The organism is Ectobacillus funiculus (assembly GCF_004138295.1).
Classification (GTDB): domain Bacteria; phylum Bacillota; class Bacilli; order Bacillales; family Bacillaceae_G; genus Ectobacillus; species Ectobacillus funiculus.
The window spans coordinates 24,986-46,932 of sequence record NZ_SCFM01000031.1 but is presented as its reverse complement, the minus strand read 5'-3'; the positions used below and the strand labels follow the sequence as shown (position 1 = coordinate 46,932).

Sequence of the window (21,947 nt, the reverse complement as noted above, 5' to 3'; positions counted from 1 at the left end):
GGAATTTCATGTAAGTGTATCACTATCCATATTTGTTATAATTAGGTATAATTTTGATGCGGATTCATGTAAGCGGTTTAATGGAATTTGTGAAGGGAACTAATTCATGATGAAAAAATTTAATGTTGGTGTTTTAGGAATTGGGGATATTAGTGATGTTTACTTTAATAACTTAAAGAAGTATGACATCGTTAACGTGGTAGCATGTGCAGGGAGGGATCTTGAAAAAGCGCGTAAAAAAGCAAATCAACATAATATTCCAAAGGCATATGCAACTAGCAGAGAACTGATAGAAGATCCTGAAATAGATATTATTCTTAACTTAACTGTTCCAGAAGTCCACGCTCAGCTAACAATAGAGGCTCTACAAGCTGGTAAACATGTTTATACAGAGAAGCCATTAGGAGCAACCCTTGAAGAGGGTGAAAAAATTCTCGCTTTGTCTCAAGAAAAAGGTCTTTATGTAGGTTGTGCTCCTGATACCTTTTTAGGCGGACGTCTTCAAACTTGTAGAAAAATAATAGATGAAGGGAGAATCGGAGAGGTTATTGGAGCAAGTGCCTTTGTTGTTAGCCATGGTCATGAATGGTTTCATCCAAATCCAGAGTTTTTCTATAAACCAGGTGGAGGACCATTGCTTGATATAGGTCCTTATTATATAACGGCACTCTTATCTTTACTTGGACCAGTAAAAAGTTGCTGTGCTATGTCCAGAAGAACTTTTGATCAAAGAACTATTGAAAGTGAACCTAGACGAGGTGAAACCATTAAAGTTGAAGTAGATACACATATAACAGGAAATCTTGAATTTGTGAATGGCGCTATCGCAACGGTTATTACTAGCTTTGATGTTTGGGATTCAGAGCTTCCTAGAATAGAAATCTATGGTACAGAGGGAACAATTTGCATAAATGATATTGATCCTTTAGACGGACCAAACCTTTTTGGCGGACCTGTTCTTCTAAGAACAAAAGAGAACTACAGATGGAAAGGGCTTCCGAGACAAAGCTCATTCAGCGATTGGGAAGAAGTTCCAGTTATTCATCCGTTTAATGAAATCAGCCATCAAGAGAACAGTCGAGGAATCGGTCTTGTGGATATGGCATATGCCATTAGAGATCAAAGGGAAGAACGGGCGAGCGGAAAAATGGCGTTCCACTCTTTAGAAGTTATGGAGGGATTGCTGAAATCTGCAAAAGAAGGTTGTTTTTATCATGTAAAAAGTACTTTTGAGCGACCTGAACCGTTATCTATTGAGTTCCCTCAAAGTGAAGGATAGACAGCTTATCCGATAACACGGAAAACATGTGAAGCATCCTAATTAATGTTTATGTAAGTCACTAACATTATTACTAGGAAGCCTAAAGTGTTTTCCTTTTTTCATACATAAAGAAAGCTCGCTGATTGGCAAGTTGTCAGGCGAAGACAGAGGCGTAGCTGCACTTTATACTTTATTCCTAAAATTGCTCACTACGTCGAACAGTCTCCCCGCCAGAAATTTATGCTTTCTTAAAGCGCAAGGAAGGATTTATATGCTGAAACAGTTGCACTTGTTAAACACAGTGCTATATAATAGTATGGTCTAAAATTTGTGATTGGTAAGGTGCAATCTTGATCCCGCATTAAGATTGTCATAACATACATGGCAAAATCATTGCCAAATCTAGGTTTGTCTGGAGGAACACAATTTGATCCAAGTAAGTAATGTAAGTTTACGATACGGTGATAGAAAGTTATTTGATGATGTAAATATTAAATTTACGCCAGGAAATTGCTATGGTTTGATTGGTGCGAACGGTGCTGGGAAATCAACATTTTTGAAAATCTTATCTGGTGAAATTGAGGCAAATACAGGCGATGTAATTATTACGCCAGGCGAGCGTCTTGCTGTTTTGAAACAGAACCACTTCGAATATGAAGAGGTTGAGGTTCTGAAAACAGTTATTATGGGTCATGCTCGTTTATGGAAGGTTTCCCAAGAAAAAGATGCCATTTACATGAAGGAAAATTTTACAGATGAAGATGGCATGCGCGCGGCAGAGCTTGAAGGTGAATTTGCTGAGCTGAATGGATGGGAAGCTGAGTCTGATGCAGCCATTCTTTTAAAAGGCTTAGGCATTGGCGAGGATCTTCACTATAAAAAAATGGCTGAACTGTCAGGTGCAGAAAAGGTAAAGGTATTGCTGGCGCAAGCTCTATTTGGTAAGCCGGATATTTTACTTTTGGATGAGCCGACGAACCACTTGGACATGAAGGCTGTTCGTTGGTTAGAGGATTTTCTGTTAAACTTTGAAAACACAGTAATCGTTGTGTCCCATGACCGTCACTTCTTGAATAAGGTGTGTACACATATGGCAGACCTTGACTTTTCTCGTATCCAAATTTATGTGGGTAACTACGATTTCTGGTATGAGTCCAGTCAATTGGCACTTAAAATCGGACAGGATGCCAACAAGAAAAAGGAAGAGAAAATTAAAGAACTTCAAGCGTTTATCGCACGCTTTAGCTCAAATGCATCAAAAGCAAAGCAAGCAACGTCTCGTAAGAAATTGCTTGATAAAATTACACTTGATGATATTCGACCATCCTCTCGTCGCTATCCGTTTGTAGGCTTTACGCCAAACCGTGAAGTCGGAAACGATTTACTGCGCGTAGAAGGCTTAACGAAAACGATTGATGGCGAGAAAGTGCTTGATAATGTAAGCTTTACGGTGAATAAAGGCGATAAAATCGCATTTGTTGGCCGCAGTGAAATTGCACATACAACATTATTTAAGATTTTATCAGGAGAAATGGAGCCGGATGCAGGTTCCTACAAGTGGGGCGTGACAACTTCTCAAGCGTACTTCCCGCGCGATAACTCTGCTTACTTTGAGAATAGCGAGTTAAACCTAGTAGAATGGCTTCGTCAATTTTCTCCGGAGGATGAGTCTGAAAGCTTCCTTCGTGGATTTTTGGGCAGAATGCTGTTTTCCGGAGAAGAAGTGCTTAAAAAAGCGAGTGTATTATCCGGAGGCGAAAAAGTTCGCTGTATGTTATCGAAAATGATGCTCAGCGGTGCGAATGTACTTCTATTTGATGACCCAACGAACCATCTTGACTTAGAGTCTATTACAGCGCTCAACAACGGTTTAATTAGCTTTAAAGGTACAATGCTTTTCACATCACATGATCACCAGTTTGTTCAAACGATTGCGAATCGTGTAATCGAAATTACGCCAAACGGCATTATGGATAAGCAAACAACATTCGATGAGTATCTAGAAAACAGCGAGTTGCAAAAAACAGTAGAACAAATGTATGCATAGATAGTACAAGATTACAAATCAGAAGAGTGATTCTATCTGAGCTATGTAATTGCAGGAAGGCACCTTATTTATAGGTGTCTTTTTTGCACTGTAGGAAAGTATATATTTCTAGCTAGAAATGATTTGACGTAGTCAGAAATTTTAGGAATACAGTATAAGTAGGGCCTCTGTCTTCGTCCAAGAGCAGGGCTCGCCAATCAACGAGTTTGCTTTGCATGTTCTGAAAGGCATCTATTCCTTTAGCTAAGTAAGTTTGCGCTTATGCCTACCAAACTACAGAAGGTTTATCAGATGAATTTCCCTGCGATTTAAGGAATACATATTATGAGGGTATATGCTTTGATAAGGAGAGGATGGAGAGCGCATGTTGCATAAGGTGGAGGCTGAAATTAACCGAATTGTGAATGTGTTTTTTCAGGATCAATCACCAGATGGATCATGGAACTATCCGTTTGAGACTGGTATTGTATCAGATTGTTATATGATTATCTTATTGCGAACATTGGAAATCAAGGATGAAGAATTGATTAAGGCGTTAGTCGGGAGAATTATGGGCAGGCAAGAACAAAATGGGGCGTGGAAGTTATTTCGTGATGAGGAGGAGGGAAATATAACCGCTACGGTGGAGGCGTATTATGCTCTTCTTTATTCGGGTTATCGAGATAAATACGACAAGAACATGCAAATGGCGAGACAATTTATTTTATCTAAGGGCGGCGTTGCAAAGACGCATATGTTTACAAAAGTTATGTTAGCTATCACCGGACAATCTGACTGGCCGAGTGATTTTCCTGTCCCGATTGAAGTGATACTGCTTCCGGCGTCATTTCCAGTCAGCTTCTTTGATGTGTCTATATATGGCAGGGCAAACCTTATTCCGATTTTAATTCTTGTCCATCATCGATTTAGCATAAAAACAAAGCATGCTCCGGATATATCTGATTTGTTTCAGGAGAGCGAGGTTCTCTTTGTAAAAAATATCGATTGGAATGAAGATCGAGAGTTCAAATGGCAATCTGTTTTAACACTAATGAAACAAGGAATGGGAATATTCCAAAATTTACCGGCGCAGCTCCGCTCGATGGCATTAAGGCGAGCAGAGCAATATATGATAGAGCGAATTGAACCAGACGGAACATTTTATAGTTATTTTAGCTCAACCTTTTTGATGATTTTTGCTTTATTGGCTAGGGGTTATTCAAAAAGTGATCCGATCATCACTCATGCAATTCAGGGATTAAAATCGATGGTTTGTCAAATTAGAGGGGATCTGCACGTACAATATACAACGGCAACTGTTTGGAATACAGCGTTAATCAGTTCCGTTTTGCAAGGAGCAGGAGTTCCTTCTTCAGCAAAGGTGATTCAACAAGCGGATCAATATGTACTTTCCCGTCAGCATTCTAAATATGGAGATTGGGCGATTCGTAATCCCAATACAAAGCCAGGCGGCTGGGGATTTTCAAACATTAATACGATTAATCCTGATGTGGATGACTCAATCGCTGCTCTAAGAGCGATGCGGGTGTTTGCAACAGAACAGGATCCTTATCACGAGTCATGGGACCGAGGGATCAATTGGGTCATTTCTATGCAAAATGATGATGGTGGATGGCCTGCGTTTGAAAGAAATGCTAATAAACCATTTCTTACTTGGTTGCCTCTTGAGGGAGGGGAAGACATTCTGATGGATCCTTCAACGGCTGATATAACGGGGAGGACATTGCAGTTTCTTGGGGATTGCACACTTTTGAACAAAAATCATCAAATCATTAAACGTGGAGTAGACTGGCTATTAAATAATCAAAAAGAAGATGGCTCCTGGTATGGACAATGGGGAAGCTGTTATATTTACGGAACGTGGACTGCTGTAACAGGAATGTCTGCTATAGGTATGCCAGCAGCTGATCCTGCTATTCAAAAGGCGGTGAATTGGCTGCATGAAATTCAGAATCCGGATGGAGGATGGGGAGAATCTTGCAAAAGTGATATAGAAAAACGGTATGTGCCATTAGGGGCAAGTACGCGTACACATACTGCATGGGCGCTAGATACCCTGCTTATGACTTCAACTCAGGTTACGCCTGCAATTGAGCGGGGTGTAAGATTTCTAATAGACGGAAAGCAAGAGGATTGGGCTGCAGACTATCCAAAAGGAAGAGGGGTAGCAGGAATATTTTATATCCATTATCATAGTTATGAATATATTTGGCCGTTATGGACACTAGTTCGCTATAGGCAGAAATATAGTCCGTAACTTAGTTAAATAAAACAAGCATAACTTAGCAGCTATGCTTGGGAACTCTTCATTTTGTATGACTGTTATTTTCGATATCAGTTTCTGGTTGTCCATATAATCCGTTCATGGCTTGCTCATCCATATCCAGACCAATGGCAGCTTCACTTCGATTTCGATGCGGATTTTTATCCTGAGTATCACTCTGTTCTTCTTTTCTAGAGTATGGGTTATTCATAGCTATCACCTCCAATTTTTAAAATGCCCAAACCATGCAATCAGTATGCAAACTTGGCATACTGATCTCGGTAAAGTTCAATGGAGGGGTATGTATAATTTTGAGCATAACAAAAAGGCTTCGGGTGAGGAAGCCTTTTTGTGTAGGGTTATTCAGATAAACAAGGCTGTTCTTTTACCTTATTTAATATTCGCTCGGTTTAATAAGCTAAGCTGAATAACGCATGAATATGTGACATGTAACGAATATTGCTCGCTTCCTTCATTAAAGTTGCTGGAAGTCCTTTGAGCTGAGTGGAACTCGCTCCAATTGTAGCTACAGCATCTTTACGGCCGAGGCTCGCAAGTGTTCCGGAGTTAATTGGGCTAAACTCTTCAAAAGTTTTGTTTTCTAGGTATGCATATAGATTGTAGCCGATTTGTTCTCCCATCTGCCAAGCAATTTGTGCAGTTGGTGGGTATGGACGACCATCTGGAGCAAATAACACAGCACAGTCACCTGCAACGAATACATCTTCATGAGATGTGGATTGAAGATAATTGTTCACAGTTGCACGTCCGCGATTCACTTCAAGGCCAGATTCTCCTACTATAGGGCTGCCTTGTACTCCGCCTGTCCAAACGAAAGTATTCGCTACAATCTGCTGACCATCTTTTAGGTCAACTACATTTCCAGCAACATTTGTAACAGGAAGACCTAATAGGAACTGAACACCGCGTGCTTCTAAGCTAGTCTGTGCACGTTCAATAAGTACATCCGGTAGAACTGGAAGAATTTTTGGACCTGCCTCTACAAGAAGTAACTTCACTTCTTTAGGATCGATTCCGTAGCCTTTAGCAAGCTTAGGAAGCTTGTCCGCAATCTCACCAACAAGCTCAACGCCTGTTAAGCCGCCGCCGCCGATTAAAATAGTAGCATCAGCCTCATTTTTCGTTTTCGCATATTCACGAAGGCGATCCTCGATATGTTGGTAGATGTTGTTAGCATCTTCTACTGACTTTAACACAAGGCTATGTTCTTCAAGTCCTGGAATACCAAAGTAAGCCGTTTTGCTTCCTAATCCGACAACAAGAGCATCGTATGTTAAAGTAGAGCCATCTGAAAGCTTTACCTCTTTTTTATCTACTGAGAAAGAATCCACTTTTGCAATTTTAAGGTCGATATCCTTTCCTTTGAAAAGCTTCTTCAATGGGATAGAGATCGCTGGCTCAGCAATGCTTCCTGCTGCAAGACGGTGCAACTCCGTGATAATTTGGTGTGTTGGGTATTGGTTTACTACTGTAACTTGTGCATCAGCCTTGCTTAAATATTTGCGAACATTTAAAGCTGCTAGAAGTCCGCCATAGCCGGCTCCTAAGATGACAATATGCTTTGACATAGTTTATCCTCCGTCCTTACTGATCAAAATGTAAAAGAATTATTTTTGGATACTTTGTTCTTTGCTAACTTGAAGAAAAGCGTTTACAAAACGGAATAGTTTCTGTACTTGAGGGTCTTTCAGCATTTTTAAAAGACCAAACAGACCAATTACTTCATTGCTCTCTTCAGCACGATCCTTCGCTTCGATAGCAGTAGCTGCAATGTTCTTCACAGTATGTGTTACAGGATCCATAATTTCTTGAATCGCTCCAACTGTATCGCTTTTCAATACTTCATCAGTAGCGACTGATTGGGCAAATTCATAAGACTTAGTCAATATGCCTACAAGTTCAGTCAATTTTGGCAACTGTTCGATTAAAACAGTTAGGGACTGCTGAACCTCTGGTTTTAATAGCTGATCCAGTACATCAAGCTGTTCCAGATTAGCAGATACATTCGGCAATTCTTGTGTTTCTTTTGTTTGAGTCATTGTTCCTGACATATCCGATTCTCCTTTTTAAAAACAATATCGCTTGCATTTGATAATGAAAGAAAAAGACCTATCCCCCGTAGGGCTCCCAAGCTCTTAAGAGTTCGGGATAATTTTTTGTGGTTCAAAAATTTAGAAGCATCAAAATAAATCTTAAAATAAATCTTGCAATAAGTCTACTTTTAAATTTATTATTTCCCGATAAAAATTGAATTATGTCAGATTTTTGAACAAATTGAAAACCTATTGAAAATCGTTAAGGGATACGAAAATCACCTAGCCGTTATTAGAACATAATTTTAATTTAGAGAAAAATGTGCAAGCATATCGAAATGCTTGAGGTGTCTCTTTATATTTTTCCGTATGAACGGATTTATTATTTAGTTTGGATGTTAGTTGATTTTGCACCCCTGTTACATGCCAATCCTCCAGCTTGGTAAATAGTATGCGATAAGTTCTTGATAGGGGGAGCAGACGCCCTGTATATCCAATATTTACCTTAATTAATATAGTATGTTTAATATATAAGATACACGTAACAATCTGTTTTTTACAAAGGTTCGGTGCAGGCAACATTAACGTTTTACAGTCCTTCTACATACAATGGAATCGGAGGATGGAAAGGAGAGGGTGATGGACGTGTCCTGTATGATTCATATTCATTCCATTAAAATCAATAACATGGCCGGCAATTCTTCCCTTAATATTGGTTCAGCTTTTCATAGCAACCCCGCTGCAACGGCTCATAAACAGGTGGATCCAGCTCCTAGTGACCAGTCTCATATAGTCGGGAGTGACAAGAAACGCCGTGAGGAGCTCGTATGGAGAATTGGCGAGGGGTTAGGGATAACGGAGAAACAATAGCGGAAAATCATAGGAAAGAGCAGTGTGGTTTTGAAAAGATACTATCACCTCCTGATGCCCTAATCCAAAAAAGGCGCAGGAATTTATGTTTGGATGCGACCTTTTTGTGGACTAGCTGCAGAATGATTCGATACATACGGATGATATCAATGTATTCCTAAAATTTCCTAATAGTATGGAGAAAAGAACTTCCTTGTGGAAAGAAGTTCTTTTCTCTTTTACATAGAAAAAGGATGGATGAGACATACTGGAATATACAGAAATTGGATATTTTATACAGGAATAGGAGGGCACAAAATATGAAAGGGAAAAAGTTATTAGCTAGTATAGCTTTAACTTTGGCAGCCAGCCTCGCTTTAGCTGCATGTGGCGGAAACAATGCAGATAAGCAGGAAACGCAGGGAGAGCTAGCTAAAAAGCAAGTGTTGAACCTGTTAGAAGCGTCTGATATTCCGTCGATGGATACTGTAAAGGCGACAGATCAAGTTTCCTTTATTGTAATGAACAATGTAATGGAAGGGCTATATCGTCTCGACAAGGATCAAAAGCCAACACCGGGTGTAGCTGAATCATATACCAAGAGTGAAAATGGAAAGAAGTATACCTTTAAGCTTCGTAAAGATGCTAAATGGTCTAACGGTGATCCTGTAACAGCAAACGATTTTGTGTTTGCCTGGAAGCGTGCGGTGAATCCGGCGACCGCTGCTGAATATGCCTATATTATGTTTGATATAAAAAATGCAAAAGCAATTAATGAGGGAAAAGCACCTGTCGATTCCTTGGGTGTCAAGGCAGTAGATGAGCATACATTTGAGGTGGAATTGGAAAATCCGATTCCTTATTTTCTGGAGTTAACTTCTTTTGCTACGTTTTACCCACAAAACGAGAAATTTATCAAACAGCAGGGGGAGCAATTTGGCAAAAAGGCTGAAACAATTGTTTACAATGGGCCATTTGTACTAACGGATTGGAAAACAGAGCAAGGATGGACTTACAAGAAAAATGTTAATTATTGGGATAAAGACTCCGTCAAGCTCGATCAAATTAATGTTAGTGTCGTCAAAGAACAAGGAACAATGGTGAATTTGTATGAGTCTGGTCAAGTAGACCGCACAGGCTTAACAGCTGAATTTGTGGACAAGTATGCATCTAGCGATGAGTTCCACACATCGAAGGATATGTCTATGTATTTCTTGCGGTTCAACCAAAAGCGTCTTGGGGAAAACACGCCTTTGGCTAACTTGAAGGTTCGGCAAGCGATTAGCTTAGCACAGGATAAAGAAGCATTAGCAAATGTATTGCTAAACAATGGTTCAACAGCAGCTTACTTTTTGGTTCCGGCTGAATTTGTTACAGATAAAAAGGGAAACGATTTCCGTAACATAAATGGAAATATGAATAAAACGAATGTGAAAAAAGCGAAAAAGCTATGGGAAGAAGCAAAGAAGGAGCTTGGTACAGACAAACTTACATTGGAGTTTTTAAACTATGACAGTGACAGCTCCAAGAAGGTCGGCGAGTATTTGAAGGAGCAGCTGGAGAAGAATCTGCCGGGGTTAACGGTAAACATTAAGCCGCAGCCGTTTAAGCAAAAGCTTGATTTGGAAACAAAGGGTGACTATGATTTCTCCTTCTCTGGCTGGGGGCCGGATTATCCAGATCCAATGACATTCATCGATTTGTTCGTAACTGGTGGAGCTCATAATCAAATGGGGTACTCGAATGCGAAATACGATGAACTTGTAGCAGCAGCTAAGGGCGAGCTTCTAACAGATACAAAGGCGCGCTGGGAGGCACTGGCGAAAGCGGAGAAATTATTATTTAAAGATGCAGCAATTTCTCCGTTATATCAAAAAGGTGTAGCTTTCGTACAGCGCCCGTATGTAAAAGGGATTGTAGAACATAATTTTGGCGGTGACTATTCTTATAAATGGGCTTATGTGTTAGAGAAAGAAGAAGCAAAGTAAACAAAAGGCAGAGGACAGATAGGTTGTTCTTTGCCTTTTATATTGCACTTTATCTGGTCTTCACAGCAGTGCAATGCTTTTTCTCACATTTTTTTCTTTTTAGGAATACATATGCAGTAAACCATAGTGAGGAGACTGTATATGTACTCGTACATTGACTTACTTGCCTTAATTGGAGTAGGAAGCGCTCATCCGGGCGGGTTTGCGTTAACGAAGTATTTATTGCAGCATATTCCCGTTCACTCTACAGCTTGTGTATTAGATGCTGGCTGCGGAACGGGACGCACAGCCGCGTATATTGCCAAAACATACGGCTGCTCTGTTACAGGAATCGATAGCCACCCCATAATGCTGCAAAAAGCTGAGAAGCGTATGAATAAAGAAGGTGTTACTGTAAAGCTTGTGCATGGAAGCGTAGAGGAGATGCCTTTTGCATCCCAATCTTTTTCACATGTAATGTCTGAATCAGTCATTGCTTTTACAAATATCAATAAAACGCTTAGAGAGCTGCGCCGCGTTCTTCAGCCTGAAGGTACTGCGGTGTTGCTAGAAATGACTGTAGAACGACCATTATCCACGCAGGAGAAAGAGGATATTGCTTCCTTATACGGCACAAAAGAAATTTTAACCGAGGAAGAATGGATGAGGCAGCTGCAGGAGGCGGGATTCTCGCATGCAGAAATAATGGGAGGCGGAACTATAGAGCAGCAAATGCATTTGTATGCAGACCTGCCTGACTGGGATTTATCGCCGCAAATCGAGCCGAGTGTATACACAGTATGGGCTCAGCATGAAGCGATTATTAGAACGTACGGTCATCTGCTTGGGCATCGTGTATTTCTATGTAAACCTTAGAGTGTTCTTTTGCATTGTTTCGGCTCTTTTTTGTCAGTCTGTCCGTATTTCCCATAAAGAGGGCAGACTGAGCCTGCCCTTTTGCCTAGAAGAAAAATAACGCAGCAAGAGCGATGCCGATAATAAAGCCAAACGCAAATTCGATGACAGCACCTGCACCGAAGTCACATTCATAGTCATAGCCGTAATCGCGGCCGAAATCGTCATAGCCGTTGTAGCCGAAGCCGAGATCGAATGCGCGCGAGTCCATTGGCTCAAGCCATACACTTTCGTCAGTGACGTCTACAACTCGCCCTAGATGGACTTGACCATTAATATCGTGGATGCGGACAACCTTGCCGTGGTATTGGCAGCATAAGCTATAGCATTGCTTAGGATTCATGAGGATCCCCCCTTTTCGTAACAGTATATGAACTTGTACAAGCTTTGCCTGTGCGACTTCACTAGTAAGAAGCTGCCGAACTAGAAAAGAAAGTTTTCTCCTATCTTTCAGGGGTGGCGATTCTTTGTTCAGACGAATATCTTCTAGAAAACAGGAAAACCTACCGTTAGAAGAAAAAGGGTAGGAGGAGTTTACAGTGAATGGGTCTGATGTATTTCAAGTATATGAAGTTCCATGGAACGATTTTACCGATGCGCTGCGCAGCGAAATGAAGGAGCAGATTGGCGCTGACATTGTTGACCGGATTGTTTGCGATTTAGAAGACGGCTTTGAAGTATACACATATATTCAGGGGGATTTGGATTTTGATTTGAAAGATGCATTGGAGCGAAAGTATGGCACAGATGCCGCACTTCCAAATGTGTTAACCATTATGCTGTTATCGGAGATTTACAACACACCAGAGGAGAATATTCGTCTTCATGCTGATCATAAGCAAAATCCAGTTGTAGAGGTATACGTGAAACAATAAGAAGCATGAATACGGATGGGTTTGTCTATGAAAGGGACCTGATGGGGTCACCTTTCTTTTTTGCTCTTCAATTACGTCTAAGCAGAATGATTTTAGGTTTACATAATAAAATTATCGTATATATCATTTCCTGAAAAATACAGGCATGTATCATCAATGAGTTATGTAAATGAATTACAAGATTTAGTGTAGTAGGTGACAGCCATATCTTGATAGTTTATATAGAAAATGTACTTTCCTAAGCTTATTTATGGAGTCTCAGTATGAATTTTAACGAAAATATCTACTGGCTAAGCAAATTTTAGCATGATTTCTTAGAAACGATTTAGTTTTGCGGCTATGTTGGTGTATATCACAGGCTCTTTGTTCGATTTAGAATATATCAGATTATGTAAATACAAAAGCCCTTCAGACCAGTTTAACCAGAGGGCTTTTTTGCATTGTACGAAAGTATAGCATTTTTGAGTGTTTATCATTTTGGATCCGGGTAGTACATCAGTAGAAAAAAGCTTGCTAATTTTTTTGAGGAATTTATATACTTATGTGCGATTGTTCCTGTAAATTGCAGGCCATCTCCTGAAACCAGTTCATGTTGCTCCCCTTCAAGATCAACGGTCAGTTCCCCCTCTTTTATTAATATATACTCTTCTCCTAAATGTGTTTTTGAGTCATGTATGCATCCTGGCTCAAGGCTCACTATGTAAATTTCAAACTTTTTTTCTGGATCATAAGGAAAAAAAGGATAGACAATATACTGTCCTTCATTATCTGTAAGAGTCTCTAATTGTTCCATGCTTATTTTCTTTACTTGTGGCTTGTCTTCTCTCAGAAATACAGAAAAAGATACTTGAAGACCATTGGCAATTTTCCAAAGAGTTGTAACAGTTGGACTGGATTTGCCTTTTTCTATTTGTGCCAGCATAGCTTTACTAACCCCTGTTAATTCAGAAACTTGATCAAGAGTGAGATTCCTGCTTTTTCTGAGTTTGACGAGATTCTCTGAAATAATAGTTTGTATAGCGTCCATAATGACTCTCCCTCAAATAGTATTGCTTATATGATAACATACGGTTGTCTGTTTTAACAAACTGTTGTATGTTATAACAGACGTGTGTATAATATGATGAAAAAGGAGGAGATATAGTGAGTACAGAAAAAGCAATGGACAGTGTAGAGGAGCTGGGCCCAACATTCGTACAAGGAATGAAAGATTGTATACCGACATTGTTAGGATATATCAGTATAGGGCTGGCAGCTGGCGTAGTAGGTGTATCCTCTCATCTGAGCATAATAGAAGTTGCTTTATTATCAACGCTTGTTTATGCCGGGGCAGCTCAATTTATCATATGTGCTTTATTAGCGGTTCATAGTTCCATTTCAGCAATCATCGTAACAACCTTTATTGTAAATTTACGACATTTTCTTTTGAGTGCAACTCTTGCCCCTCATTTCAAAAACTATTCTTTGGTGAAGAATGTAGGCATTGGCTTACTTGTTACAGATGAGTCATTTGGTGTTGCCTCTAATAAAATTATAAAAGGTGAACAAATTAATGCTCGTTGGATGAACGGTTTAAATGTAACGGCCTATATTTGTTGGATTATATCCTGCGTAATCGGGGCTGCCTTTGGGAATTGGATCTCTAATCCGGAAATGTTTGGCTTAGACTTTGCTTTAACGGCAATGTTTTTAGCTTTACTCATCTTACAGCTAGAGAGCGTGATATCCTCCAAATTAAAGCATTACTTATGTTTGATTATGTATATGACCATAGCTATGATCATTTTATCGTTTGTTATGCCATCTCACCTAGCCGTTATTATAGCTACCGTGATCGTAGCGACTATCGGGGTGGTGACAGAGAAATGAGCATCCATTTAACAATCATGATGGTGATACTTGGATGTGCGGTAGTAACCATTATTCCACGAATTGTTCCATTTCTAGTGGTTCGGAATATGACTTTACCCCAACCTGTGTTAAAGTGGCTGTCTTACGTACCGGTTTGTATTCTTACAGCTCTTGTAGTAGAGAATTTTATTATTCAAACTGACCATTCTTTAAAAATTAACTGGCCAGTTATTATCGTGAGCATCCCTACTCTTTTGATTGCAATCCGAACAAAAAGCTTGTCAATTACTGTCGTTAGTGGTGTCGTTTTAATGGCTGTCTTACGATTTATTGTTTCATAGCAATCATGATAATGTATATAAGCCTCTGATGATAATTTTTAAGTTAGTATATATTAATGATAGAGTTTAATGTGTAAGCTTTCCGAATTCCCAAAAAAACTAAAATAGGAATTATCATTTCCTGCTATCACTCATTATACTAAAGAAAACTCGCCGATTGGCGAGCCCTGCCCTAGGGCGAAGACAGAGGCGTAGTTGCCCTTATACTTTATTCCTAAAATTTCTCGCCACGTCGAATTGGCTTCCAGCTAGGAAATTTATACTTTCTCAAAGTAGAACATAAAAGCCCTTTAGGTTAACCAAAGGGCCTTTAGTATTCTCCTAGATATATTAACTCCCAATAATAAAGAATTATCTCAATTTCACATGCATGGAGTATGCAGGATGCGTTCTTGTTAGTCAATTCAATTATGGACAGTAACACCAACTTCTATGAAAATATTCTAAAATAAAGACAAATAAATACGAAAAATAAGTGCATAGTATCAAACGCTATCTACTAAGAAAACTCCTCAAAACATAAGTCATATATCCACTGGGACATCATAGATTTAAACATAGGACTATCCTATGGTAAAGGTGGCGAGCCATCATGAAAAAACAGCTGATAGCCACATGCATCTTATTGTTGTTGTTTTCTCTGTTGCCCATCCAAGGATTAGCAGAGAAGGAGGGACCAAAGAAAAGAGCGGTTGCGCTTGTATATGATGATTCGGGCAGCATGAGAAACGGAAAAGATCGTTGGAAGTATGCGAGTTATGCACTGCAAAGCTTTATTGGATTGTTAGATGAGAGGGATTCTTTTTCATTCATTCCGATGAGTCGGCCTTCCCAGGAAATAACGATGGATCTTTCAAAGGCGAAGAGGCAAGAGGAAATTGACAGCATTCGTCAATGGAATCAGTATAAAAATACACCGTTTACAGCAGTGGAAACGGCGATAGCTTCCATAAAACGACAGGTTGCAGCGGATGCAAATGGCGAATTTTGGTTGATTGTGTTAACGGATGGTGCTTTCAACGAATTGGAGTCGCCCCAAAGTGCGCAATACGATGCAAATAAAAAAAGAATTACTGACACAATGCGGTCTTTTGCGGCGTGGATGGAAGGAAAAAACGCGTCAGTCCATAGCGTTTTAATTACAATGGACCAGGATTTAAGTGCTGAGGAGAAGGCGCAAATGGATGCCTTTCAGCAAATTTGGCAGGATACAATGAATGGGATGGTGCTTACGGCAGGAGAAGAGGATGGAATTATTAAAAGTGTTGATCAAGCAGCAGCATTGATTGCGAATCGAGATCCATTTTCCGGCGCTGAGGATTATGTTCAGGTGAAGCGGGACGGCGAAAAGTTGAAGGTATCGACCCCCTTTCCGCTCAGACGGCTCACGATAGTCCAGCAGACGAACGGGCAGGAACAGCTGCCGCGTCTTGAGGAAGCAAATACACCATCACTTCGAATCGACGGTCCGTTTCAAACGGAGACACCCGAAAATAATATGATTACCGGTTCTATCATTCATGTTGTACCGAAAACCGGAGATGTGATGAAGCCGGGCGATTATGAATTACAGTTTCAAGGAAATGTTTCCTCATCAGTGAGGTGGAAGGTTCTTGCTGAACCTGCTCTTGATTATACAATGCATGTATATAAGAAAGAAGAGAATCGCCTGGTTGAGGCAAAGGATGGGCTGTATGCGGGCAGTACGGTTGTAATCGAGGCAAAACCAAACGATTTGCCTGTAGATGCGCTCTATTTTTCTTCGTCAATTGAGTATAATGGCAATTCTGCTTCTATGAGGTGGAATGAGAAGCGCAAAGCCTTTCAGTACGAAATAAAATTGAGTGCGGCGCCAGTGCGCGGCAGTATCCATATGAATATAAAGGGATTTTACCGGCAGTCAAAAGAGTTTCGTATTACCCCTGTACCGAAGCCAAAGCTTTCTATCGCTGTTCTAACAAATGATTGGAACGAAAGAGTGAACCATTTAACAGAAAGCAAACCGATTATCATCCAACCGCTGTTGAATGGAAAAGAGATGAAAGATACTGAGGTAGCTAGACTTTTAGAATCAGCCTCTGTCACTTTTAATAAACATATAAACTACGAATGGAAGCAGCATGGAAATCAGCTTTATTTATATCCGCGTCCGTATATCTCTGACACGTTAAATTTTACAGATACGGGTTTAGTAGAGGCAACGATTTCGTTACGGGATCCAGCATTCGAGGAGGTAAAACAAAAGGTTACGCTCAGAATCGAGGATGTTTCCCTTTTTGAGAGGTATGCTGTTATTTTTCGTTTTATTATTCCAGTCGGTGCAGCAGCTCTTGTTGTGCTTATCATTTTGGTAGGATGGGTGGTACGGCCGCGCTTTCAAAGGAAGGGATTAATCTATTATGAGTTGGACCAGTCAATCTCTGAGGATTGGATTCACGAGGCGGAGCCGCAGCTTCTTCGTAATCCTTGGTGGCGTCACTATCTAGGGATTCCGTATCGCAGTGAGCGGCGAACTGTCCAATCTATTATCTTCATTGCCAAAAAAGGTACAAAGGCTGTTTGGATTGCGAAGGAGTCACAGGTGGAAGGCATGATGATTGATGGTTCATTTTTAGAGGAGGGGGAGATCGGCAAAGAGCATAAAACCTTGTACCCAAATGAAACGGTTGTGATCGATAAGGGATACGGTAAGGAAGTATACCGCTATGAATGCGACTAAAAGGGGTGTGGTAAGCATGAACATGCAGGTTCCTACAATTCTCATCGGCCTCGGCGGCATCGGCAGCACCATCACTCATAATGTATATGAAAAAATTCCAAGCGATGCAAAGAAACGCGTGGCGATGCACGTGTTTGATACGGATATCCATACTGTAAGCAAGTTCCAGCATATTCGAAAATTCGTGACGCAAACAAGTTCGAGTAAAACACCAAGAGAGTACATTGCGGAGGATCAAACTATTACCGATTGGTTTCCACATGACCCGACGATTTTAGACAAACCGCTTACAGACGGGGCAGGGCAGCTTCGCGTCATTTCCCGGCTTGCGCTGCGGGCAGCAATGAAGGACGATAAGCTAACGAGCTTTTGGCAGGAAATCGAAAAAATTTTTCCAGTAACGACTGACACGACAGAGTATGGGGTCCGAGTTATTATTATTACTTCACTTGCTGGTGGGACCGGATCAGGCATGTTTTTACAAATTGCTTTATATTTACGGGAAATGCTTCGGAAAAAGCTGCATCATAATAATATTCTCATCCGTGGTGCTTTTTTGATGCCGGATGCTTTAGTGAAAACGAGAACAATTAGTGCCAAGGAATATGAATCTGTGCAGGCGAATGGCTATGCATCGTTAAAAGAGCTTCATGCTATTACGCTTGGCTCAACAGGGGAATTATCCCAGCGCGGCGGCGTGACAATTGAATTGGAATATCGTCCTGATCAAGTAGATGAAGAGGGGCGCACCAATCATATTATTACGCAAAAGCATTTGCCATATAATTATTGCTTCTTATACGACTATGAAAATTTGCATGGTCATCATTTACAAAGTCTCTCAGATTATATGGAGCAAATGACAAATACGATTTACTTGCAGCTGTTTAGCCCTCTTTCCTCTAACCATTTTGCGCAAGAGGATAACCAAATTCAGCAGCTCGCCGATTCGAACGGAAAGGCGCGCTATTGCGGGGCCGGGGCGGCAAGGATCATTTATCCGTATGAGCATGTGCTCGAATATAGCGCGTTAAAATGGGCGGTGCAGGGGCTCGATGAGTCATGGCTTCATCTTGATAAGCTGTATGAGGAAAAGAAGCTGCGCTATGAGCAGGATGTGCGCCGCGGCATTCAGCGCGAGAAGCCGGAGCGCGGCAAAAGCTTTTTAGAGGATTTAGAGCATTTAGCAAATCGGCCGGAACGTGCCCATCCGTTTTATCGGAGCATTTACCAGGAAACACGTGAAGGGGCAGAAGCAGGCAAAAGCGGCCTCTCAAAAACAAAACAGTTTTTAGAAGCAGTTGAGAGCTATATTCAGCGTACAATCCAAAAAGATGAGGAGCTAAATCGTCTCCAGCGGGAATGTAAAATTTCGACAGCAAAGCTAAAGATACAGGATCAGATAAAGGGGGAGGTTGCCCGTCTGGATCATGCGGTACGGCTATACGCGTACAGCATTCCGAGTCGTGTGCATGATCATGTTACAACACTTGTGTACGATATGATGGAGTCTGATCAGTTTTCTCCAGTCGGGTCCGAGGGGCAGTCCTATCAGCTGAATACATGGTTTTTGAAACGTCCGTCTCCTGTCCATCCGGTAGCTGCGCGGTTTATGCTGTATGAAATTCGCAAGCTGCTCTCAGAGCGGATGAGACGTCTGCAGGAAAATAACGAACAAAAGCGGACAATGATTCAAAACTATGATAAAAAATTTAATGTTGGAAATATTGATGGGACTGTGACTGCAGTGCGGCGCATTGAGCTGGCAGAGCAGCAAGGGTGGTTTGGTAAGTTGTTTTATAATGAGCAGAGAGCCTTTCGTAAGGAGTTTCAGGACATTATTACGCAATATGTACACAAGCTGAACGAGTACCGAAAGGAAATGCTGCTTGAGCTTGTCTATCAATCGTTATATCAGGCGATTGATAAGATGATTAAGCATTGGGAACGCTTTTTTGATAATTTATATGAGACGAGGGAAAGCTTGCTCTTAGAAATTCAGAAGCGTTCAAAGGAGTTTGAAGGAAAAACAAATCCGACGAATGTGTACGTACTCGCTGAACAGGATATGCAGGAGAAGGTGTGGAAGCAAATTTATCAGAGTGTAGATAACGGACTGCTGCCGCATGAAATTTCTAGTGAAATTTATTTAAGCCTATATCGCGCATATTGCCAAGAGGAGAACGGAGAAGAGAAGATAAAGGAAAAGGTTGAGGACTTTTATCGCATCCATATTCTCTCCTATTGCCGGAAGGAGCTGCGTACGCGTTATCGGGATAAATTGGATTTTACCATTATTGAGGCGCTGCGGAAAGAAGCGGACTTTTATAATGAGGATCGGGAGGAATATGTAAAAAGAAAGATTGACGACCTTGTACATTTAGCGAGTCCGTTTATCCCGAAGGTTCCGCATCATCGTGAGCTGCAGTATTGGGGCATCCATCCGAATGTAAGGCGCGATGTGAGCGATGAGCTGCTTCAGCAGGTGTTTCAAGAGAAGGAAACAGTCGATGCTGCATTTTCACCATATGAAATCATTTGCTACCGCGCTCATTACGGCTTGTCTCTTCAGGATTTCCCCAAGCTGTCGTCAGGGCATTCGCATAATGGGTATGAAGATAGCAAGGGGGACTATTTTCAGGCATATTACCGCCGCATTAACAAGCTGAACATTCGGAAATCAAATTTAACGCCGCATCTTGATAAGTATTGGCATTTACCAGCGTTTATGCCGGATTTGAACGCCACCCAAACGAAAATGGATTATGAAAAGTGTAATCGCGCTTATTTGTATGCATTCATATATCGCTGGATTAGCCTCGTAAGGGTGGAGGAGCAATTTGTCTATCAATATAACGGAGTTGGGCGCAGCTTTCTCATTCAGTCGATGGGGAAAAATGTAACATACGAAGGCTATAAGCTGCATCGGGCCCTTTTGCATAATCCGTTTATATATGAAAACATCATTACCCGCTTTGAACAAGAGCATGAAAAAGCGCTGCAAATGGGAGGCCATTTGTACACACATCCGTTTTTAATCGGAGCACAGGATGTACGATGGCTGAAAAAGGAGTTTATCCATAATATACTCGATGTTGTGTTGATGTACGGAAGCGAAGCAAAGCGGGATGGGACGCTCGAGGAAACATCAGATGAACTGCTGCGATTATTGCTTGATGAGATTGTACAATACTTTAAAGCTTATTACGGGGCAGGTGCCGAAGCAATGGCGAGAAAAGAAGCAGCAATTTTTACGGAGCAGTTATGGAATCGTTCCTATGCAAAAGAGTTTGTCGATGAAAACAGCGCTTCCTATAAAAAATGGATTCATATGCTTGGTGTGCAAGAGGAGATAGTAGAAGAAGAGGAGGAACTTGCATAAAAGCAAGTCTGTTTTGCCACCCTTTTAGATAGAACAACTAAAAGAGGGTGTTTTGTATAGCGTTAGAGGATGATAACAATCTGTATATCGGCGGCAGCTTTAATAACAAGTCTATTAAATAGTGATGTGATTCCAAGTGCAATAGGTACTAAATCTGACTTAAACCATGATGCGTATGATGTAATCAATATAATAAATCCTTATAAATAAAGGACTCTTCGTTACAGAGAGTCCTTTTTGCCAACATTGGGTGAAAAATCAAACATTTTTCATGAGTTGTCTGCATTTTTGTACAGCTTCTTTTTTGCGTTCTTTGAATATGTGATAGGGTCTTTCATCAACATACAGAAATTAAAAAGAAGCTATCCACCTATATATAGTAGGTGATTAGTTTCTTTTTCTCTTCGAATGGACTTTTTCAGTGCCCTCAGCCATTCCATGTTTTCATTTTAATACAACCACTTTCCACCACCAAGCAAACTGCCAAACAACCCCAGCCCACCTAGACTTCCTTTCCCACCACCAAGTAAACTGCTAAGCAACCCCAGCCCACCTAGACCTCCTTGTCCACCACCAAGTAAACTGCCAAGCAATCCCCATCCACCAGGACCACCAGGACCGCCCCATCCACCAGGACCACCAGGACCACCAGGACCACCGGGACCGCCCCATCCACCAGGACCACCAGGACCGCTCCATCCACCAGGACCACCAGGACCGCCCCCTCCACCAGGACCACCAGGACCGCTCCATCCACCAGGACCACCAGGACCGCCCCCTCCACCAGGACCACCAGGACCGCTCCATCCACCAGGACCACCAGGACCGCCCCCTCCACCAGGACCACCAGGACCGCTCCATCCACCAGGACCACCAGGACCGCCCCATCCTCCAGAACCACCAGGACCGCTCCATCCACCAGGACCACCAGGACCACCAGGACCGCCCCATCCACCAGGACCACCAGGACTGCTCCATCCTCCAGAACCTGCTCTTTGTCTAGGTTCAGGTATTTGCTGTTGAATAATAAATGGAGACACTAAATATTGGTTACCCTGTGGCTGTCTTTGTCCACTTAAATTCGCATACCCATTATGGTACATACACATTGCCCTTTCATTCTGAAAATATAATGTTAGGATATGTGACTATTTTTTTTATGAATGGTTATATAACTAAGTACATAAGCCTAAATCATAAATGGGGGTAAATTTTTTGTGGGAATTTTTGGGGAATTCCAAAACAAGTAAAAAGAGTCGGTGAAGAAAAGAAAGATTAAATGGAGATCACTATCAAATCCGTACAGAGGGGGATGACGAGCAGGAAATTGTTAATCACATAGAAGTATATCTACAAAACCGATAGCATACAGGATATTCCTGTATGCTTCTTTTTGTGGTATAGTCGTTAGATGCGTAAAGGA

At 41.2% G+C, this 21,947-nt stretch carries 17 protein-coding genes; 11 read left to right on the top strand and 6 right to left on the bottom strand.

From position 1 onward, the window contains the following. The first annotated feature begins 106 nt into the window (after positions 1–106). The 3 genes from EP737_RS18285 to shc all read left to right on the top strand — a co-directional run bounded on the left by EP737_RS18285 (position 107) and on the right by shc (position 5,565). Positions 107–1,279: a Gfo/Idh/MocA family protein gene (locus EP737_RS18285; protein ID WP_129729612.1), complete on the top strand. Its 1,173-nt coding sequence runs from the start codon at positions 107–109 to the stop codon at positions 1,277–1,279. Between the two features lie 409 nt (positions 1,280–1,688). Then, complete coding sequence (locus tag EP737_RS18280; RefSeq protein WP_129729610.1) at positions 1,689–3,308, top strand: ABC-F family ATP-binding cassette domain-containing protein; 1,620 nt, start codon at positions 1,689–1,691, stop codon at positions 3,306–3,308. Positions 3,309–3,672: 364 nt separating this feature from the next. After that, positions 3,673–5,565 carry a squalene--hopene cyclase gene (gene shc, locus EP737_RS18275; RefSeq protein WP_129729608.1) on the top strand — a complete coding sequence of 631 codons (1,893 nt, stop codon included), beginning with the start codon at positions 3,673–3,675 and terminating at the stop codon, positions 5,563–5,565. Positions 5,566–5,614: 49 nt separating this feature from the next. Here shc and EP737_RS18270 read toward each other — a convergent pair whose 3' ends face one another. The 3 genes from EP737_RS18270 to EP737_RS18260 form a co-directional block, all read right to left on the bottom strand. Continuing rightward, positions 5,615–5,782: a DUF4021 domain-containing protein gene (locus tag EP737_RS18270; protein ID WP_129729606.1), complete on the bottom strand. Its 168-nt coding sequence runs from the start codon at positions 5,780–5,782 to the stop codon at positions 5,615–5,617. 199 nt (positions 5,783–5,981) lie between these two features. After that, on the bottom strand, positions 5,982–7,160 hold the full coding sequence (locus EP737_RS18265; RefSeq protein ID WP_129729604.1) for an NAD(P)/FAD-dependent oxidoreductase: 1,179 nt from the start codon (positions 7,158–7,160) through the stop codon (positions 5,982–5,984). A 39-nt stretch (positions 7,161–7,199) separates the two neighbouring features. Continuing rightward, positions 7,200–7,631: a DUF1641 domain-containing protein gene (locus EP737_RS18260; protein WP_246040301.1), complete on the bottom strand. Its 432-nt coding sequence runs from the start codon at positions 7,629–7,631 to the stop codon at positions 7,200–7,202. 648 nt (positions 7,632–8,279) lie between these two features. Between EP737_RS18260 and EP737_RS18255 the strand changes: the two genes are divergently transcribed. The 3 genes from EP737_RS18255 (at position 8,280) to EP737_RS18245 (ending at position 11,317) form a co-directional block, all read left to right on the top strand. Continuing rightward, positions 8,280–8,495 carry a hypothetical protein gene (locus tag EP737_RS18255; RefSeq protein ID WP_205650973.1) on the top strand — a complete coding sequence of 72 codons (216 nt, stop codon included), beginning with the start codon at positions 8,280–8,282 and terminating at the stop codon, positions 8,493–8,495. Positions 8,496–8,794: 299 nt separating this feature from the next. Continuing rightward, positions 8,795–10,462: a peptide ABC transporter substrate-binding protein gene (locus EP737_RS18250; protein WP_129729598.1), complete on the top strand. Its 1,668-nt coding sequence runs from the start codon at positions 8,795–8,797 to the stop codon at positions 10,460–10,462. A gap of 141 nt (positions 10,463–10,603) precedes the next feature. Continuing rightward, positions 10,604–11,317, top strand: a complete 714-nt coding sequence (locus tag EP737_RS18245) for a class I SAM-dependent methyltransferase (RefSeq protein ID WP_129729596.1) — start codon at positions 10,604–10,606, stop codon at positions 11,315–11,317. An 85-nt stretch (positions 11,318–11,402) separates the two neighbouring features. Here EP737_RS18245 and EP737_RS18240 read toward each other — a convergent pair whose 3' ends face one another. Then, the gene (locus tag EP737_RS18240; protein ID WP_129729594.1) at positions 11,403–11,699 is read right to left on the bottom strand and encodes a hypothetical protein; all 297 of its coding nucleotides are present in this window, start codon (positions 11,697–11,699) and stop codon (positions 11,403–11,405) included. A 196-nt stretch (positions 11,700–11,895) separates the two neighbouring features. On the opposite strand from EP737_RS18240, the gene EP737_RS18235 reads away from it, so the two are divergent. Next, positions 11,896–12,231, top strand: a complete 336-nt coding sequence (locus tag EP737_RS18235; protein ID WP_129729592.1) for a hypothetical protein — start codon at positions 11,896–11,898, stop codon at positions 12,229–12,231. Positions 12,232–12,703: 472 nt separating this feature from the next. Here the strand turns inward: EP737_RS18235 and EP737_RS18230 are convergent, their stop codons facing one another. After that, positions 12,704–13,258 carry a helix-turn-helix domain-containing protein gene (locus EP737_RS18230; RefSeq protein ID WP_129729590.1) on the bottom strand — a complete coding sequence of 185 codons (555 nt, stop codon included), beginning with the start codon at positions 13,256–13,258 and terminating at the stop codon, positions 12,704–12,706. A 134-nt stretch (positions 13,259–13,392) separates the two neighbouring features. Between EP737_RS18230 and EP737_RS18225 the strand changes: the two genes are divergently transcribed. From EP737_RS18225 to EP737_RS18210, 4 genes are all read left to right on the top strand, one after another. After that, positions 13,393–14,100 (top strand): AzlC family ABC transporter permease, encoded by a 708-nt coding sequence (locus EP737_RS18225; protein WP_129729672.1) that lies wholly within the window; start codon positions 13,393–13,395, stop codon positions 14,098–14,100. Then, on the top strand, positions 14,097–14,423 hold the full coding sequence (locus tag EP737_RS18220) for an AzlD domain-containing protein (protein ID WP_129729588.1): 327 nt from the start codon (positions 14,097–14,099) through the stop codon (positions 14,421–14,423). Before EP737_RS18225 ends, EP737_RS18220 begins: the two co-directional genes overlap by 4 nt. A gap of 592 nt (positions 14,424–15,015) precedes the next feature. Further along, a complete protein-coding gene (locus EP737_RS18215) occupies positions 15,016–17,142 on the top strand; it encodes a vWA domain-containing protein (protein ID WP_129729586.1) in 2,127 nt (708 codons plus the stop codon). 16 nt (positions 17,143–17,158) lie between these two features. After that, entirely contained in the window at positions 17,159–20,524 is a 3,366-nt protein-coding gene (locus EP737_RS18210; RefSeq protein ID WP_129729584.1) for a tubulin-like doman-containing protein, read from the top strand. Between the two features lie 449 nt (positions 20,525–20,973). Here EP737_RS18210 and EP737_RS18205 read toward each other — a convergent pair whose 3' ends face one another. Beyond that, positions 20,974–21,627: a hypothetical protein gene (locus EP737_RS18205; RefSeq protein WP_205650972.1), complete on the bottom strand. Its 654-nt coding sequence runs from the start codon at positions 21,625–21,627 to the stop codon at positions 20,974–20,976. Positions 21,628–21,947: the final 320 nt, after the last annotated feature.

Coding starts and splice junctions, on each gene's coding strand:
- EP737_RS18220 (WP_129729588.1), top strand. CDS start 14,097: ATGAGCATCCATTTAACAATCATGATGGTGATACTTGGATGTGCGGTA.
- EP737_RS18210 (WP_129729584.1), top strand. CDS start 17,159: ATGAACATGCAGGTTCCTACAATTCTCATCGGCCTCGGCGGCATCGGC.
- EP737_RS18230 (WP_129729590.1), bottom strand. CDS start 13,258: ATGGACGCTATACAAACTATTATTTCAGAGAATCTCGTCAAACTCAGA.
- EP737_RS18255 (WP_205650973.1), top strand. CDS start 8,280: ATGATTCATATTCATTCCATTAAAATCAATAACATGGCCGGCAATTCT.
- EP737_RS18205 (WP_205650972.1), bottom strand. CDS start 21,627: ATGTACCATAATGGGTATGCGAATTTAAGTGGACAAAGACAGCCACAG.
- shc (WP_129729608.1), top strand. CDS start 3,673: ATGTTGCATAAGGTGGAGGCTGAAATTAACCGAATTGTGAATGTGTTT.
- EP737_RS18240 (WP_129729594.1), bottom strand. CDS start 11,699: ATGAATCCTAAGCAATGCTATAGCTTATGCTGCCAATACCACGGCAAG.
- EP737_RS18270 (WP_129729606.1), bottom strand. CDS start 5,782: ATGAATAACCCATACTCTAGAAAAGAAGAACAGAGTGATACTCAGGAT.
- EP737_RS18250 (WP_129729598.1), top strand. CDS start 8,795: ATGAAAGGGAAAAAGTTATTAGCTAGTATAGCTTTAACTTTGGCAGCC.
- EP737_RS18260 (WP_246040301.1), bottom strand. CDS start 7,631: ATGACTCAAACAAAAGAAACACAAGAATTGCCGAATGTATCTGCTAAT.
- EP737_RS18225 (WP_129729672.1), top strand. CDS start 13,393: ATGGACAGTGTAGAGGAGCTGGGCCCAACATTCGTACAAGGAATGAAA.
- EP737_RS18285 (WP_129729612.1), top strand. CDS start 107: ATGATGAAAAAATTTAATGTTGGTGTTTTAGGAATTGGGGATATTAGT.
- EP737_RS18215 (WP_129729586.1), top strand. CDS start 15,016: ATGAAAAAACAGCTGATAGCCACATGCATCTTATTGTTGTTGTTTTCT.
- EP737_RS18245 (WP_129729596.1), top strand. CDS start 10,604: ATGTACTCGTACATTGACTTACTTGCCTTAATTGGAGTAGGAAGCGCT.
- EP737_RS18265 (WP_129729604.1), bottom strand. CDS start 7,160: ATGTCAAAGCATATTGTCATCTTAGGAGCCGGCTATGGCGGACTTCTA.